Annotated in this window: 11 protein-coding genes and 2 tRNA genes; 9 read left to right on the top strand and 4 right to left on the bottom strand. The window is 67.8% G+C overall.

What is annotated here, in order from left to right:
• The first annotated feature begins 136 nt into the window (after positions 1-136).
• The 4 genes from ftsY to E5843_RS05210 are packed head-to-tail and all read left to right on the top strand — an operon-like array spanning position 137 to position 4,194.
• Positions 137-1,597 carry a signal recognition particle-docking protein FtsY gene (gene ftsY, locus E5843_RS05225; RefSeq protein WP_136412032.1) on the top strand — a complete coding sequence of 487 codons (1,461 nt, stop codon included), beginning with the start codon at positions 137-139 and terminating at the stop codon, positions 1,595-1,597.
• On the top strand, positions 1,594-2,847 hold the full coding sequence (locus E5843_RS05220) for an AsmA family protein (protein WP_141065740.1): 1,254 nt from the start codon (positions 1,594-1,596) through the stop codon (positions 2,845-2,847). The genes ftsY and E5843_RS05220 overlap by 4 nt, the downstream gene beginning before the upstream one ends.
• Positions 2,840-3,919 (top strand): A/G-specific adenine glycosylase, encoded by a 1,080-nt coding sequence (gene mutY, locus E5843_RS05215; protein ID WP_141065739.1) that lies wholly within the window; start codon positions 2,840-2,842, stop codon positions 3,917-3,919. Before E5843_RS05220 ends, mutY begins: the two co-directional genes overlap by 8 nt.
• Positions 3,916-4,194 (top strand): oxidative damage protection protein, encoded by a 279-nt coding sequence (locus E5843_RS05210; protein WP_100322849.1) that lies wholly within the window; start codon positions 3,916-3,918, stop codon positions 4,192-4,194. The genes mutY and E5843_RS05210 overlap by 4 nt, the downstream gene beginning before the upstream one ends.
• Here E5843_RS05210 and E5843_RS05205 read toward each other — a convergent pair.
• The gene (locus tag E5843_RS05205; RefSeq protein ID WP_136412029.1) at positions 4,167-4,634 is read right to left on the bottom strand and encodes a DUF6491 family protein; all 468 of its coding nucleotides are present in this window, start codon (positions 4,632-4,634) and stop codon (positions 4,167-4,169) included. The two genes, E5843_RS05210 and E5843_RS05205, sit on opposite strands and share 28 nt — an antisense overlap.
• Positions 4,635-4,801: 167 nt before the next feature.
• On the opposite strand from E5843_RS05205, the gene E5843_RS05200 reads away from it, so the two are divergent.
• The 3 genes from E5843_RS05200 to E5843_RS05190 all read left to right on the top strand — a co-directional run bounded on the left by E5843_RS05200 (position 4,802) and on the right by E5843_RS05190 (position 5,443).
• Positions 4,802-4,877, top strand: a tRNA-Phe gene (locus E5843_RS05200).
• 9 nt (positions 4,878-4,886) lie between these two features.
• A tRNA-Val gene (locus E5843_RS05195) sits at positions 4,887-4,961 on the top strand.
• Between the two features lie 269 nt (positions 4,962-5,230).
• Entirely contained in the window at positions 5,231-5,443 is a 213-nt protein-coding gene (locus tag E5843_RS05190; RefSeq protein ID WP_134673011.1) for a hypothetical protein, read from the top strand.
• Between the two features lie 75 nt (positions 5,444-5,518).
• Here E5843_RS05190 and E5843_RS05185 read toward each other — a convergent pair whose 3' ends face one another.
• The 3 genes from E5843_RS05185 to E5843_RS05175 all read right to left on the bottom strand — a co-directional run bounded on the left by E5843_RS05185 (position 5,519) and on the right by E5843_RS05175 (position 11,943).
• The gene (locus tag E5843_RS05185; RefSeq protein WP_136412028.1) at positions 5,519-7,114 is read right to left on the bottom strand and encodes a serine hydrolase; all 1,596 of its coding nucleotides are present in this window, start codon (positions 7,112-7,114) and stop codon (positions 5,519-5,521) included.
• Positions 7,115-7,310: 196 nt separating this feature from the next.
• Positions 7,311-10,400: a TonB-dependent receptor gene (locus tag E5843_RS05180; protein WP_141065738.1), complete on the bottom strand. Its 3,090-nt coding sequence runs from the start codon at positions 10,398-10,400 to the stop codon at positions 7,311-7,313.
• 49 nt (positions 10,401-10,449) lie between these two features.
• Complete coding sequence (locus E5843_RS05175; protein WP_136412027.1) at positions 10,450-11,943, bottom strand: transglutaminase-like domain-containing protein; 1,494 nt, start codon at positions 11,941-11,943, stop codon at positions 10,450-10,452.
• Positions 11,944-12,094: 151 nt separating this feature from the next.
• On the opposite strand from E5843_RS05175, the gene E5843_RS05170 reads away from it, so the two are divergent.
• On the top strand, positions 12,095-13,522 hold the full coding sequence (locus tag E5843_RS05170; RefSeq protein WP_244240838.1) for an SH3 domain-containing protein: 1,428 nt from the start codon (positions 12,095-12,097) through the stop codon (positions 13,520-13,522).
• Positions 13,523-13,538: 16 nt separating this feature from the next.
• Positions 13,539-14,636: a dipeptide epimerase gene (locus tag E5843_RS05165; protein WP_134673006.1), complete on the top strand. Its 1,098-nt coding sequence runs from the start codon at positions 13,539-13,541 to the stop codon at positions 14,634-14,636.
• Positions 14,637-14,646: the final 10 nt, after the last annotated feature.

Raw genomic sequence — 14,646 nt, 5'->3', positions numbered from 1 at the left:
CCGCACGCGGGAGAGGGTGCCCCGAAGGGGCGGGTGAGGGCGGCACCCCGCGCCGCACGAAGCGCCTTTACCTGCCCTGCCACCGGGCCCTTCCGGCCCCGGTGCTAGCATGTCGCCCCCACGTCGAGCCCCACGCATGGCCAGTTTCTTCCGTCGCAACAAGCCCGAGGACAGTCCGCAGCAGCCGCGCCGCGGGTTCACCGCCGAAGAGCTGGCGGCCGCGTTCCCGAGTGCCTTGCGCGACGCCCCGGCACGCACCGACGACGACACGGCGGCGACCACCGGCGCGCCATCCGTTGAATCGACGGCACCCCGGCCCGCACCGCGGCTTCCTGCGGACAGGGCGGTACCGGTCGTGGCTCCGGATACACCCGATCCCACGGCGATCCCGGCCGGCGCCGAGGCTCCGACGGCAGCGATGCCCGAAGCGGCCGCCGCATCCGCGCGTGCGGCCGCGCCGGAACAGGCCACGCCAGCGGCTGCAACACCCGCCTTGCCGCCCACGTCCCCTGGCGTGGATCGCCCTGCCAGTGCACCGACACCGCTCGCAGCGGTTCCAGCCGCGCCCCCGGCACCTGCCGTCGACCCGGCCAGCGCCGCCTCGCCCGATGCGTTTATCGCCGCGATGGCATCGCGCCCCCTGCCCGCTCCGGCCGCACCGGGAGCGGGCGGCTGGCGCGAACGCCTGCGCGGCACCGGCTTCGCGCGCAGCCTGGGAGGACTGTTCTCGGGCAACCCGCGCCTGGATGACGATCTCCTCGACGAGATCGAAACCGCACTGCTGACCGCCGACGTCGGCGTGACCGCCAGCACCGTGCTGGTGGAAGGCATGCGCAAGCGCATGAAGGCGCGCGAGTTCGCCGACGCCAATGCGCTGCTGGCGGCACTGCGCACCGAGCTGGTGACGATGCTGCAACCGGTCGCCAGGCCGCTCGAAATCGACCGCAATGCCAGGCCGTTCGTGATCCTCACCGTCGGCGTCAACGGCGTCGGCAAGACCACCACCATCGGCAAGCTGGCACACCGCTACAAGAGCGCCGGCCACAGCCTGATGCTGGCCGCCGGCGACACGTTCCGTGCCGCCGCGGTCGCCCAGTTGCAGGCCTGGGGCGACCGCAACGACGTGCAGGTCATCGCCCAGGGCCAGGAGGCCGATCCCGCCGCGGTGGCCTTCGATGCGCTGCAGGCCGCCAAGGCGCGTGGCACCGACGTGTTGATCGCCGATACCGCCGGCCGCCTGCACACGCAGCAGGGACTGATGGCCGAGCTCGGCAAGATCCGCCGCGTGATGGCCAAGGTCGACGCCAGCGCACCGCACGAGGTGCTGATGGTGGTAGACGGCACCACCGGCCAGAACGCGATCTCGCAGCTGCGCCAGTTCCACGCCGCGGTGAACGTCACCGGGCTGGTGGTGACCAAGCTCGACGGCACCGCCAAGGGCGGCGTGGTGTTCGCGCTCGCGCGCGAGTTCGGCATCCCGATCCGCTACGCCGGCATCGGCGAACGCCCCGAGGACCTGCGCGTGTTCGACGCACAGGCGTTCGTCGACGCCCTGCTGCCCGAGTCGCTCGGCAGCGAAGGCTCGGCCACGCAGTGAACCGCCGGCGCGCGGTCGCGCTGGTCGTGATCGTGGCGCTGCTGCTGGTGGCGCTGGCCGCGCTGCGCTGGGCGATGCGGGCCGAAACCGTTGGCCGCTTCCTGCTCGACATGGCCGGTGCCGCCGCCGGGCTGGAGATCGAGGCCGCGGAATTCGACTACCGCCTGCGCGGCACGCCGGACCTGGTGGCGCATGGCGTGGTGGCGCGCGTGCCGGGCAATCCGTCACCGCTGTTGAGCGCCGATCGGGTGCTGCTGTCGGTGCCATGGGCCACGTTGCGCGCGCGCGGCGCGGTGCTCGATGTGCAGCGGCTGGAACTCGATGCACCGGTGCTGGACCTGCCCGCCTTCCAGCGATGGTGGGCGCAGCGCCCCGCTGGCGACGGGGCCGCGCCGGCTTTCGTCGACGGCATCCGCATCGTCGATGGCCGCATCGACGCCGACGGTTGGCGGCTGGAAGCACTCGATGTCGACCTGCCACGCTTCGCGATGGACGCACCGCTGCGTGCGCACGCGCGCGGCCGCTACGTGGCGGCGTCGCTGCAGGCGCCGTTCGACCTGCATATGGCGATGACCCGCGTCGCCGCGCAGGCCGGCATCGGCATTGCCGGCACCACCACGCCGGCGACCACGGGCTGGCGCCTGCCGGCCTGGCTGCGCCTGTCCGGACATCTGGACACCCGCGACGGCCGCATCGCGGTGCAGCGCACGACGCTTGCGTTGCGCGGCAGGCTGCAGCTTGCCGACGCGACGCATCCGCTGGTCACAGGGATCGCCGGCGACCTGCTGCTCGCTGGCGGCGGCCTGCGGATCGAACCGCTGGCGGTGTCGCTGCGTGGCCAGGGCCTGTTGCCGCAGCTGCGTGCCGGCGGAAACCTGGTACTGCATGATGGCCTGTCACTCGTGCTGGACGGCAGCATCGCCGAGTGGCCGGCAGCCTGGCCGCTGCTGCCGCCACCACTCGACCGCGTCGAGGGCCCGACGCCGTTCGCGCTCGGTTACGACGGCGCGCCCGACCTGTCCGCGCCGCTCGCGTTGCGCCTTGCGCGTGCCGATGCGTGCTTCGAAGGCCGGGTGCGCCTCGATGCGATCGCCGGCTGGCTCGACCAGCTCGACGCCGGCACGCCGCTGCCGCCGGTCACCGGCACCTTCCATGCACCGGCGCTGGAGATTCCCGGCGCCATCCTGCACGGGGTGGAGATCCGCATCCATGAAGAGACGGTCGACGACGACCGTGCGCGCCATGACTGACGACGCGTTCGCCGCTCGCCTGCTGTCCTGGTTCGACCGCAGCGGCCGCCACGACCTGCCCTGGCAGCACCCGCGCACGCCGTATCGCGTGTGGCTGTCGGAAATCATGCTGCAGCAGACCCAGGTCGCCGTCGTCGTGCCCTACTTCGAGCGCTTCGTGGCCGCCCTGCCGGACGTGCGCGCGCTTGCGGCCGCGCCGCAGGACGCCGTGCTCGCGTTGTGGTCCGGGCTCGGCTACTACGCACGGGCGCGCAACCTGCACGCGGCGGCACGGATCTGCGTCGAACTCCACGACGGTGACCTGCCCCGCGATTTCGACGCGCTGGTCGCCCTGCCCGGCATCGGCCGCAGTACCGCGGGCGCGATCCTGTCGCAGGCCTGGGGCGATCGCTTCCCGATCCTCGACGGCAATGTGAAACGCGTGCTGGCACGCTGGCATGGCGTGGCCGGCTGGCCGGGGCAACCGGCGGTCGAGCGCGTACTGTGGGAACACGCCGCCATGCACCTGCCAGGGGCGCGCATGGCCGACTACACCCAGGCACAGATGGATCTGGGCGCGACGGTGTGCGTCCGCCACGCACCGCACTGCCTGCTGTGTCCGGTTGCCACTGGCTGCGTTGCCCGCCGTGAGGGCCGTACCGCGGAACTGCCAACGCCGCGCCCGGGCAAGGCGCTGCCCGAACGGCAGACACATATGGTCGTGCTGGAGGACGGCGACGGACGCATCCTGCTGCAACGCCGCCCCCCGACCGGCATCTGGGCCGCACTGTGGTCGCTGCCCGAAGCAACGGATGCCGAGTCGGCGGAAGCGCTTGCCGCCAGCCACGCGCGGCTCCCCGACGACGGCGAGGCACTGCCCGGTGTTCCCCACGGCTTCAGCCACTACCGCCTGCTGATCCGACCGCACCGCTGGCGCGACGTCACCCCGCGGGCACGGGTGGGCGACAATGACGACCTGCGCTGGGTATCGCCCGGTGCCTTCGACGCCATCGGCCTGCCCGCGCCCGTCCGCCGCCTGCTCGAGGGCGCCGTCGCCGAGCGACCATCCCCCACTCCAGGAGAGACCCGATGACCCGACAGGTGTTCTGCCAGTACGAACAACGCGAAGCCGAAGGCCTGGACTTCGTGCCGTGGCCCGGCGAACTTGGCAAGCGCGTCTATGCCGGCGTCGGCAAGCCGGCATGGTCGGCGTGGCTGGCCCACCAGACCATGCTGATCAACGAGAACCGGTTGTCACCGCTGGATCCGAAGCACCGCGCGTTCCTGGAAACCGAGATGGAGAAATTCCTCTTCGGTGGCGGCGCGGAAAAGCCGGCCGGCTACGTGCCTGCTTCGCCGGAAGGCTGATCCGCCACCACCTCGCCTTCGCGCAGCTCGCGCTCGGCGGTGCGCAGTGCACGGGTGTCGAGCGGACGGATCTCGGCGATATGGCATGGGATGGAGTGCGGATTGCGGTCGAGCGGGATCACCTTGTCGAAGCGCGCATGCACGCGGTTCTGCGTGCTGGTCAGCGAAATCGCCGGCGCGAAATCGAGGTCCGGGCAGCGCCCGGTGAGCTGCAGCAGGAACGCCTCGCTCGGCCGGGTCCATACCGCCAGCGCGCTGTCGCCCAGCGGCGTCCAGCCATTGAGGCGGCCGAAGAAATTGAAGCTCGACACCGGCTCGCCGGCGTGGCTGCGGTAGAGCTCGAGCTTCTGCGCATCGGGAATCCCGCCCGTTGCACAGGCGGCGAGCGCCGTCGCAAGCAACACGGGCGCGAGAAGCCGTGCGGCGTTCGTGGTCGTCATGGTCTGCTCCGGCAGCGTGGCACGCGCGATACCCGTCAACATGCCGATGCGCCCGCAGCGCCGCAAGCACCGACCGGATGCGATTCAGCCACCGGAACGCTTGCCGCGAACGCCCACGATCCGTATCATGCCGCCCTCGCACACGGCTCGGCCGCGTCGCGTGACCTGGCCGGGTAGCTCAGTTGGTAGAGCAGGGGATTGAAAATCCCCGTGTCGGGGGTTCGATTCCCTCCCCGGCCACCATCGCTTCTCGGGCGGTTAGCTCAGCGGTAGAGCATTGCCTTCACACGGCAAGGGTCGCAGGTTCGATCCCTGCACCGCCCACCAGCGTACGAACAGCCACCTCCGGGTGGTTTTTTCGTTTCTGCGCCATGCGTTCGGCCAATGAAGCATCGGCAAGCCTGCTGTTCGGACTTTTCCTACACGCCGATACGCCCTGCACCGACAGCGCGGCGCGAGCGCCGCGTTCATGATTCCACCACCCCGGCAGCTTGGCCATGCGACGGCAGCGGACGCCGCTCTGCAACGGAAAGGACGGTCAAGGACCTTGAGCAAGTCCTGGAGCTGGGCCGGGGTCACTTCAACCTGGGGCCGCGATGGAACGCACGTTGATTTCGGTGGAGCCCGACCAGCCGGGATGGCTGATCCGCATCGGCAGCCTTGCGCTCGAGCGCAACCTCGACAAGATCGTCGCCATCGACCGCGCCACCCGCCTCGCACAGGCGCGCCACCATTCGACCGGCGGCCCCACCGGAGTGCAGGTGCACATGCTGTGCGGCGAAACCGTCGCGATCGGGCTGCACGGCTGAAGCCAGCCCCGTCTCCCGCGGCAATACCGCCTTGGCTACGGCGATACCGTTACCGGTACCGCCGCGCCATCGCTGTTACGGGCACGGCGCGACGCTCTCGAACGCCAGGTCCTCGAAGTCGTAGCTGAAGTCGGCTTCCGGGTCGACCTTCGCCATCGTCATGCGCGGGCGTCCGTCGTCGACCTTGAACTCCACCCATGCATCGGTGCCGATGCTGTCGTCGAACCAGTCGACGAACACCCGATCATCCAGCCGCATCAGCAGGCCGGTGAGCGTGGGCGATTTCGCCGAGGCGAACTCCACGCCGCGTTCGTGCGCGCACAGACGGACGTCGCCGAACCAGGGGTCGCGGTAGAGACCGGTGGGAATGGCGGGGTCTCCAGTGGAGACCGCCTCGCGCGCGGATGTGTCCGGGGCGCGCCGCGCCGGCGGCGCCTCATCGCGTTCGCGTTGCAGCACGTCGGCGTACCAGGCCACGGGCCGTGCGCCGCCGGGGCGTACCAGCAGGTCTGAAAGCGCCTGCACCAGTACCGTACGCGCACCGTCGCCCGAGCCGTTGGTCAACATGACGAAGCCCGCATCGAGTTCCGGCAGCAGCGTCAGCGCGGAATACATGCCCGACAGCGTGCCGGTGTGCGAGACCTTCAACCGCCCATGCGCGTCGTTGAGGCGCCAGCCGTAGCCGTAGCCATAGAAGCGGCTGCCGTCCCAGTCGCGCATGCGGCTGCCCAGCGGCATCGGCATGTGCAGCGTCCACAGCTCGCGCCGGCGGGCATCCGACAGCCATGGGCGTCCATCGACCACGCCATGCTGCCCGGGCTGCAGCCACATGCGCGTCCACACCAGCATGTCGTCGAGGCTGCAACGCACGCCACCCGCGGCAGCCATCGGCACCGTGTCGACGGTGGCGCCGTCTTCGCGGTAGACCAGGTTCCTGCCGCCTACGCGGCGGTGCGGCTGGGCAACATCGCCGACCGCGTCGCGGTCGAAGGCGCCGGCTTCGCAGCGCGACATGCCCAGCGGTGCGAACACCTCGCGCTCCATCAGTTCCTCGTAGGAGGCACCGCCGGCAGCGGCGGCCACCTCGCCGGCGACGATGTAGAGCGTGTTGTCGTAGGCATAACGCGAGCGGAAGCTGTGCAGCGGCTTCAGGTGCGCGAGGCCGGCAACGACGTCCTCGCGGGTGAAATGGTTGGGTTCGGGCCACAGCATGAGGTCGCCCGCACCCGGGCCGAGGCCGCTGTTGTGGATCAGCAGGTCGCGCACCTGGATCTCGCGCGTGACCCAGGGGTCATGCATCCGGAACGCCGGCAGATGCTTCACCACCGGGTCGTCCCAGGCCAGCAGGCCGCGGTCGACCAGCCGTGCCAGCAACGCCGTCGTCATCGCTTTGGTATTCGACGCCACCTTGAACAGCGATCGCGAAGTGATGGCCTCGCCCTCACCCGCGCGCAGCTCGCCCGCGGTGCGCTGGTAGACGACCTCGCCATTCACCACCACGCCCACGGCGAGGCCAGGCAGACCGTAGCGCGCCATGGTGTCGTCGAACAACGTGTCGATGGCCGCCGCATCCAGCGTGATCGGCGGCTTGTCTCCGGCTGCGCCGGTAAGCGGCACGAGACACAGCACCAGCAGGGCTGCGGATGCGCGAAGGGATCTACGGATGTTCATCGTGTACGTCATTCCGTCTGCAACGCGCGGTCGACGCGACATCACGCGCGGCAGCGCCGCGCGTGGACGCCATACCGGCTGGTGGAAGTGCGGCATGGCCCGCGGCGTACCGCGGGCCATGCGCTGCCGGCGCAGCAGTGCTGCGCCGTTGATTGCCGGTCCGCCGGGCAGGCGGACCGGATGCAACGAACGGTGGTCAGAAGTTCCAGGTCACCACCAGCTGGGCATAGCGCGGCGACTGCCAGCGCGTGCCGGTACCCCAGTACGGACGCACCTGGCCCGGATTGGCCTCGTAACGTTGGCGCACGTTGATCACTTCCTGATCGTTGAGCAGGTTGAACACCGACAGCCGTGCCTTGAGGTCGACACCTTCAACCGGCAGTGCCCACGTCACGCTGGCACCGAGGTTGTAGGTCCACGGCATGCGGCCACCGGCACCGCGACCCGCGTACTCGTAGACGCGGCTCCCAACCGGGACGCTCGCACAGCTGCTCATGCCCGCAGGCGGGATGCAATGCCAGAACGAACCACCACCTGACCCTTCGGAGGTGACGCTGCCCGCTGCCGTGGTGTCACCCGGCCATGTCACGCCGAACTGGTTGATCGGCGCGCCGGACATCGCGGTGAACGACGCGCCGAACGTCCAGATCTCATTGAGCGCATAGCTTCCGCGCAGCTTGATCTGATGGCGACGATCGTTGAATAGCGGGCCGTAGTCCTGGTTGTTCGCGGGATGATCCCAGTGCTGGACCATGCCGGTGTCGCCATAGTTGGTATCCGAGTTGACCGGGCCCTCGTGGTTGCCGTCCAGCTTCGACCAGAGGTAAGAGGCGTTCAGTTGCCACTTCCCATCCCATGCACGATCGATCTGGAACTCGACTGACTTGTATGTGCGCTTCGGCTCAAAGTAGCCCAGGATCTGGTTGGTACCACCCGTGCGGTAGCCTTCGGTCGACGTGTCCACGGTGACCCAGCCGTCTTCGGTGCATCGGATCTGGTTCGGATCGCCCTCCGTCGATCCCCACAGGGTCAACGGCCGCCCCGGATTTCCGATCGGGAAGATCGTGCCGGTCGGAGTTCCGGGGGCCCCGGTCGCACGGTTTCCGGTTGTCCAGATCGGACCACATTCCGTCTGGTTGATACGGATATCGTCGATGGTGTTCTTCATCCGACGATAAGTCGCGTTCACACCCCAGGACCACGCTGAACTAATGGCCTGCTGGAAGCCCAGGATCGCCTCATCCTGGTAGACGGCTTCCAGGTCCTGGTCCACGCTCTGCCGCGTGTCGTTGACCACGATGTTGTAGGTCTGGTCGACTGCTCCGATCTGTGGGCCGATGATCGGGGCCTTATACGTCGCGCCGGTTACCGGGTTGACCTCGTCGCGCCACCCTTCGAGCACGTAGAACGTGCGTTCATCGAGAAGGCCACCAGCAAAGTTGTAACTGATGATGCTCGGGATCGGCATGTAGTAGCGGCCGACGTTGCCGAACAGCTTGGTGGTCGCATCGCCCTTCATGTCCCAGGAGAAACCCACCCGTGGGGACACAAGGTTGTCGAGTTTGATGAAGCTGTCGCCCACGGCGTTCTTGTTGTTGAAGTTGTCGACACGCAAGCCGAGATTCAACAGAAAATTCGGGGTGACCGACCACATATCTTCCAGATAGACCGCGCTCGCGGTGATGTCGAACACGCCACCATCCGCGCGCTCACGCGCCATCAGGAACTGGTTGACGCCCGTGGGCAATGGAGCGCCGTTGTCGAGCACCTGGTTTGCGCTGGTCCGGCCATAGGCGGTGTACTGCATCCCATTGCCTGGATAGAAGGTGCTCCGGTCGGTTGTCATCAACTCATGATCGACGCCGAAACGCAGCAGGTGATCGCCCAGTGCCCACTCGAAGTCGAGTCGGGAAGCCTTCCGTTCGTCCTCATGTGCTACGACGGTGGCACCCGGATGGCAGCCCAGCACGGGGGAACCCAGAGCACGGTATTGCGCCGCATAGGATGCACTGTTGTAGGTTACCCAATCGCAGACATCGTCTGCCGGTGAGCGGGAAAAGCTAGTGCTCCGGTTGATACCGTACATCGCCTTGGCGGAAAAATTTTCGGTCAACTGTGCGGTGTAGGTGATAGAACCGCTCTTGCCACCGCTCTCATTCGTACGGTTTCCAGCCAACGCCCCGCGCCCACCAGCGTCCCAACCATATGCGTAGTTGTCGACGTCGGTTTCGGTCTCATCCGAGAACGCCAGCAGTTCCAGCAAATGGTTGTCGTTGATGTTCCAGTCCATCTTGGCACCCCAGAACCCGTCGTCGTTCGAGCTCTCCGCCCAGGTGCTGCCGACCGAGTTCGTATTGCGGGCGTCATTCTCGCGCTGCTCGTACATGGCGAACAGGAACAGACGATCGCGGATCAGCGGACCTGATGCCCAGACGTTGGCCTTGGTGAAGCTCTGCCGATCGCGGCTTCCGCGGGTGTTGATCGTGCCGTCATCGTAGTACCGGTCCTGGAAATCCGCGCGCCAGGCTTCCGGCTCGAACGTGATCTCCACGCCACCCTCCAGCTCGTTGCTGCCGGACCGGGAGACCGCGTTGATTACGCCGCCGGTGCTGCGACCGAACTCGACGGAATAACCACCCGTCTTGACCTGGAACTCCTGGAAGAACGCGAAAGGAGCGGTGGAAAAGCTCTGGCGTCGATAGAAGTCGGTTACGTTCAGGCCATTGATGAAGACCGAATTCTCCGCCACAGAGGAGCCGCCGAACGAGATTCCACCGAAGGAGGAGTTGCCCGAAATCACGCCGGGCGCCAGTTCGGCTACCGCGCTCAGGCTCTGCGCGACTGGAAGACGTTCGAAATCCTCGCGCCGGATGTTGGTTGAACTTTCAGTCGAGAAGACGTCCACGCGGTTCACCACGCGTGAGCCGACCACCTCCACGGCGGCGAGGTTGGCCACGGCACCACCGCTGCCAAGGTTCACCGTAGTGGTTCCGCCCAGTGAGACATTGACCTCCAGTGGCTGACCCACCCGCTCGCCCGAGCGGATGGTCTCGAGCCGGTAATCGCCCACAGGCAGTTGAGCCAGGCGATAGTTGCCATCGGGCGAGACGGTCGCGGTACGTGTCAGGCCCGTTGCACGATTGGTCACGGTGACCTGGTCGCCGGCGGTGGCACGTCCGGCCACGGCACCGGTGACCGCCTGCGCCATCACCGATGGCGCCATCGCGCCCAGACAGGCGCCAAGCGCCAAACACAGTGCCGCCTTCCGAAACGTCTTGCTCGTCATGCCACTCTCTCCCCAGCGTGATTGTTGTGTGTTGTAGCCGTTTCCGGGTTCATTCGACGGCGGGCAGCATCTGCCAGTCGAACGCGTAATCCCATTGATCGAAGTACAGGTTGCCCCCGCTCCACTCCGCCTCGCCGCGCTGCGAATCGACGGTCTCGGACCGGAAATGGGTCTTGGCCGGCACGAACGCCCGGCCGAAGTCGTCGTTGAAGGCGATGCGGTAGGCGTCCAGCCCGCCGAGGTAGAACCAGCGCAGATCGTCGTCCTCCGACGCCAGCTGACCGGTGGTCACGTCCATCGGCACCCAGCCGTAGGGCGCGAGGTACAGCCATCCCCAGTCATGCATGGTGTCGTGGCGCTCGGCATCCTCCGAGTACACCCAGCCGGACTGCCAGCGCGCCGGGATACCGTTCATGCGCAGCAGCGTCATCAGCAGCAGGGTGACCTGTCCGCAGTCGGCATGGCCGGCATGCAGCGCGTGCTCGCCGAGGTTGTCGATCGTCGAGTACTCGCGCGCGCCGCCCCAGGGAATGTCATCGACCGCGGCGAACAGCTTCTGCGCGATGCGGTACGGGTTGGTCTCGTCGCCCACGACGCGCTCGGAAAACGCGCGCATCGCCGGCGAGAACACGATATGCGGCGCACGCTCGGCGACGTGCGGCGCCAGCGCCGGGTCGGCGGCGGCGTCGATGCGTTCGACCCGCGCCGGATCGATGTCGAAACGACGCGCGTGGACGGTGAGCTCGTACGTTGCGGAGAAGTGCGTGGGCTCCCCGGCCACTGCGGGCTGCTCCATGTACACGGTGCGTTGCAGGGTATCGGCCGGTGCGATGCGATGCACCGACGGTGCGCTTGCGACCAGCCGCAGGCCTTCCTGCTGGCCGCCGATCTCGCGCGGATACGGAATCCATGCGCGCACGGTTTCGCCCGCCGGCACGGCATCCGGCTTGACCGTCAGCGACTGGGTCACGCGTACGCGTCGCGGGACGACGCTCGTGGCGCCGGACGCACGCGCGGCCTCGACCACTTCACGATGGTGTGGATGCAGTTGCTCGTAGGGCCCGGACCGGAACGGCCGTACCGGCGATGCCCGCCGCGCCGCGACTGCGGGATGCAGCCGGAACATGTTGGACACGGAACGGTTGAAGTAACGCGTCTGGCCATCGATGTGCATCGATTCCAGCAGCCCGCCGGAGCTCCAGGCGTTGAACTCCGCATCGCGCAGGTCGGGAACCTGGCGACGGACCGCCGCGCGCGCGGCGGCTTCATCGAGACCGAAGTCGAGGCGGATGCGGCGCATGCGCTCGCGCTGGAATTCCAGCCCGCGGCGCTCTTCCGGCGACAAGGCCTCCGTCGCCAGCAACGTCGCGATGCGGTTTTCGGCGGCGGTGAAATCACCGCGTTCAACCAGTGCATGGATCCCGGGCGGCGCAGGCGGCGGAAGATCGTCGCCATGCGCACCGGCCGCCAGCGGCAGCAGGCAGACTATGCCCGCAGCGACCGCACGGACCGCGACTCCGAGATGTACTCCGAGCTGCAGCATGCTGCCCCCTTGCCGGAACGACCCCTGTGCGGCCGTATGTAGCATGGGTGTCACAGACGGTCAATAATTTATTCTGCCGCCCTTGATCTTGCGAAGAATCTATTCCATAACGTCCGGAATGGACGTGCGCCGCGCACGTCGGGGAACCGCCATGAACCTTCGGCCGAATATCCACGTGCCGGCACGCGCCTTGTGCATCGCACTGCTGCTTGCCACGAGCGCGCTGGCTTCCGCCCGCGAACCCATCGCCACGACCGTCGCCGCTGTGCCGGCACACGGCATCATCGGGGTGGAAGAGCGTCATCTGGATCCCGGACACTGGATCCGCCTGCTCGGTGCCGATGCCGAGCGCCCCTATCTGGATGCCGACGCGATCGCCGCGCACAACGCGCGCCTGCTGGCCGAGGACGACAGCGTCCGCGACATGGCGGAATTCCCGCTGGAAGTCGACGGCGCCCAGGTGCGCGCCTGGATCGAGGCGCTCTCCGAGCGTCCCACGGCCGAGCGCTACGACGTCGAGGGCAAGCCGGTCGAGCGCGGATTCTTCGACACGCTCGAGCGGGACATGGCACTCGATGCGATCCCCGACCGTGTGCAGCCGCGCTTCGGCCTGGCCGTGGACCGCGCCGACCTGCGTGCCTTCCCGACCACGCGGCGGATCTTCTCCACCGCCGGTGACGTCGATATCGACCGCCTGCAGGAAAGCGGACTGTTCCCCGGCGATGCGCTGGCCGTGCTGCACACGACGGCTGACGGAAGCTGGTCCTTCGTCGCCAGCGACCGTTATCTGGCCTGGATGGAAACCTCGCGGCTGGCGACCGGCACGCGCGAACAGACGGCGGCCTACCGCAACCGCACGCCGTCGCTGCTGGTGACCGGCGCGACCGCACGCACGGTGTTCAACCCGGTGCGTCCCGACATCTCCGAACTGCAGCTCGACATGGGCGTGCGCGTGCCCGTGCTCGCCGACTGGCCCGCCGATGGGCAGGTCCATGGGCAGCATCCGGCCTTCGGCCACGTCATCGAACTGCCGGCACGGCGCGCCGACGGCAGCCTGGAATTCGTGCCCGCGCTGCTGCCGCGTACCGCGGAGGTCGCGGCCGAGCCGCTGCCGCTGACCCCGGCCAACCTGATCCGCCAGGGCTTCAGGTTCCTCGGCGAGCGCTACGGCTGGGGGCATTCGTTCAATGCGCGCGACTGCAGCGGCTTCGTCTCCGAGATCTACCGCAGCATGGGCGTGCAGCTGCCGCGCAACACCCGCGACCAGGCGGTGAGCCCGGCGTTCGACAAGACCGTTTTGACCGCGGAGTCCAGCCGTGAGGAACGGCTGGCCGCCGTCGCCGACATGCAGGTCGGCGACCTGATCTACATCCCCGGCCACGTGATGATGATGATCGGCCGCGACAACGGCATGACCTACGTCATCCACGACACCTCCGGCACCGGCTACCGCGGCGCCGATGGCGACTACGTGCGCATGTCGCTGTCGGGCGTGGTGGTGACCGCGCTCGAACCGATGATGTCCGGGCGCGAGACCGACACCATCGACCGCATCACCAGCATCGTGCGCATCCGCTGAACCCCGAAGGGACCCAATGAAGATCGAACGGATCGAGCTCGGCCTGCTGCGCGTGCCGCTGAAAACCCCATTCAAGACGGCGCTGCGCACCATCGACGCGGTCGAGGACGTGGTGGTGCGGGTACACACCGATACCGGCCACATCGGCCACGGTGAGGCCGCTCCTACCGCGGTGATTACCGGCGAAACGCGCGGCTCGATCATCGCCGCCATCGACCAGGTGATCGGGCCACGTATCACCGGCATGGAGGTCGCCGACCTCAACCGCATCCTGCAGGTGATCCACACCAGCGCCGAACGCAACACCAGCGCCAAGGCGGCGGTGGAAATCGCGGTCTACGACCTGTGGGCGCAACTCTATGGCGCGCCGCTGTACCGGATGCTCGGTGGCGGCGACCCGGTGATCACCACCGACATCACCATCAGCGTCGACTACATCGACAAGATGGTGGCCGATTCGCTGGCGGCGATCGACCGCGGCTTCGAATCGCTCAAGATCAAGGTCGGCAAGGAAATCGGCGTCGACATCGAGCGGGTCAAGGCGATCTATGCGGCGGTCGAAGGCCGCGCGCGGCTGCGCCTGGATGCCAACCAGGGCTGGAACGCCAAGCAGGCGGTGTGGGCGATCCGCGCACTGGAAGATGCAGGCGTCGAGCTCGAGCTGGTCGAACAGCCGGTGCGCGCGCGTGACATCGAGGGCATGCGCTACGTCACCGAACGCGTGCACACGCCGATCATGGCCGACGAAAGCGTGTTCGGGCCGGCCGAGGTGATCGACCTGCTGCGCATGCGCGCCGCCGACATCGTCAACATCAAACTGATGAAGACCGGCGGCATCTCCAATGCGATCCGCGTGGCCGATATCGCGGCGCTGCACGGGGTGGAGTGCATGATCGGCTGCATGATCGAGTCCAGCATCAGCGTGGCCGCCGCGGTGCACGTGGCGGTGGCCAAGGCCGACATCATCCGCAAGGTCGACCTCGACGGTCCTTCGCTTGCGCAGTACGACCCCGTCGATGGCGGGGTGACGTTCAACGAATCGGAGATCTCGATCGGCGATGCACCGGGGCTGGGCATCCGCGAGATCCGCGGCCTGCAGCCCCTGACCGCATAGGGAGCCGTCC

The sequence above is a fragment of the Luteimonas yindakuii genome, assembly GCF_004803715.2.
Lineage (GTDB): Bacteria > Pseudomonadota > Gammaproteobacteria > Xanthomonadales > Xanthomonadaceae > Luteimonas > Luteimonas yindakuii.
The sequence above is the reverse complement of the archived record's forward strand: the minus strand, read 5'-3'. Positions and strand labels throughout refer to the sequence as shown.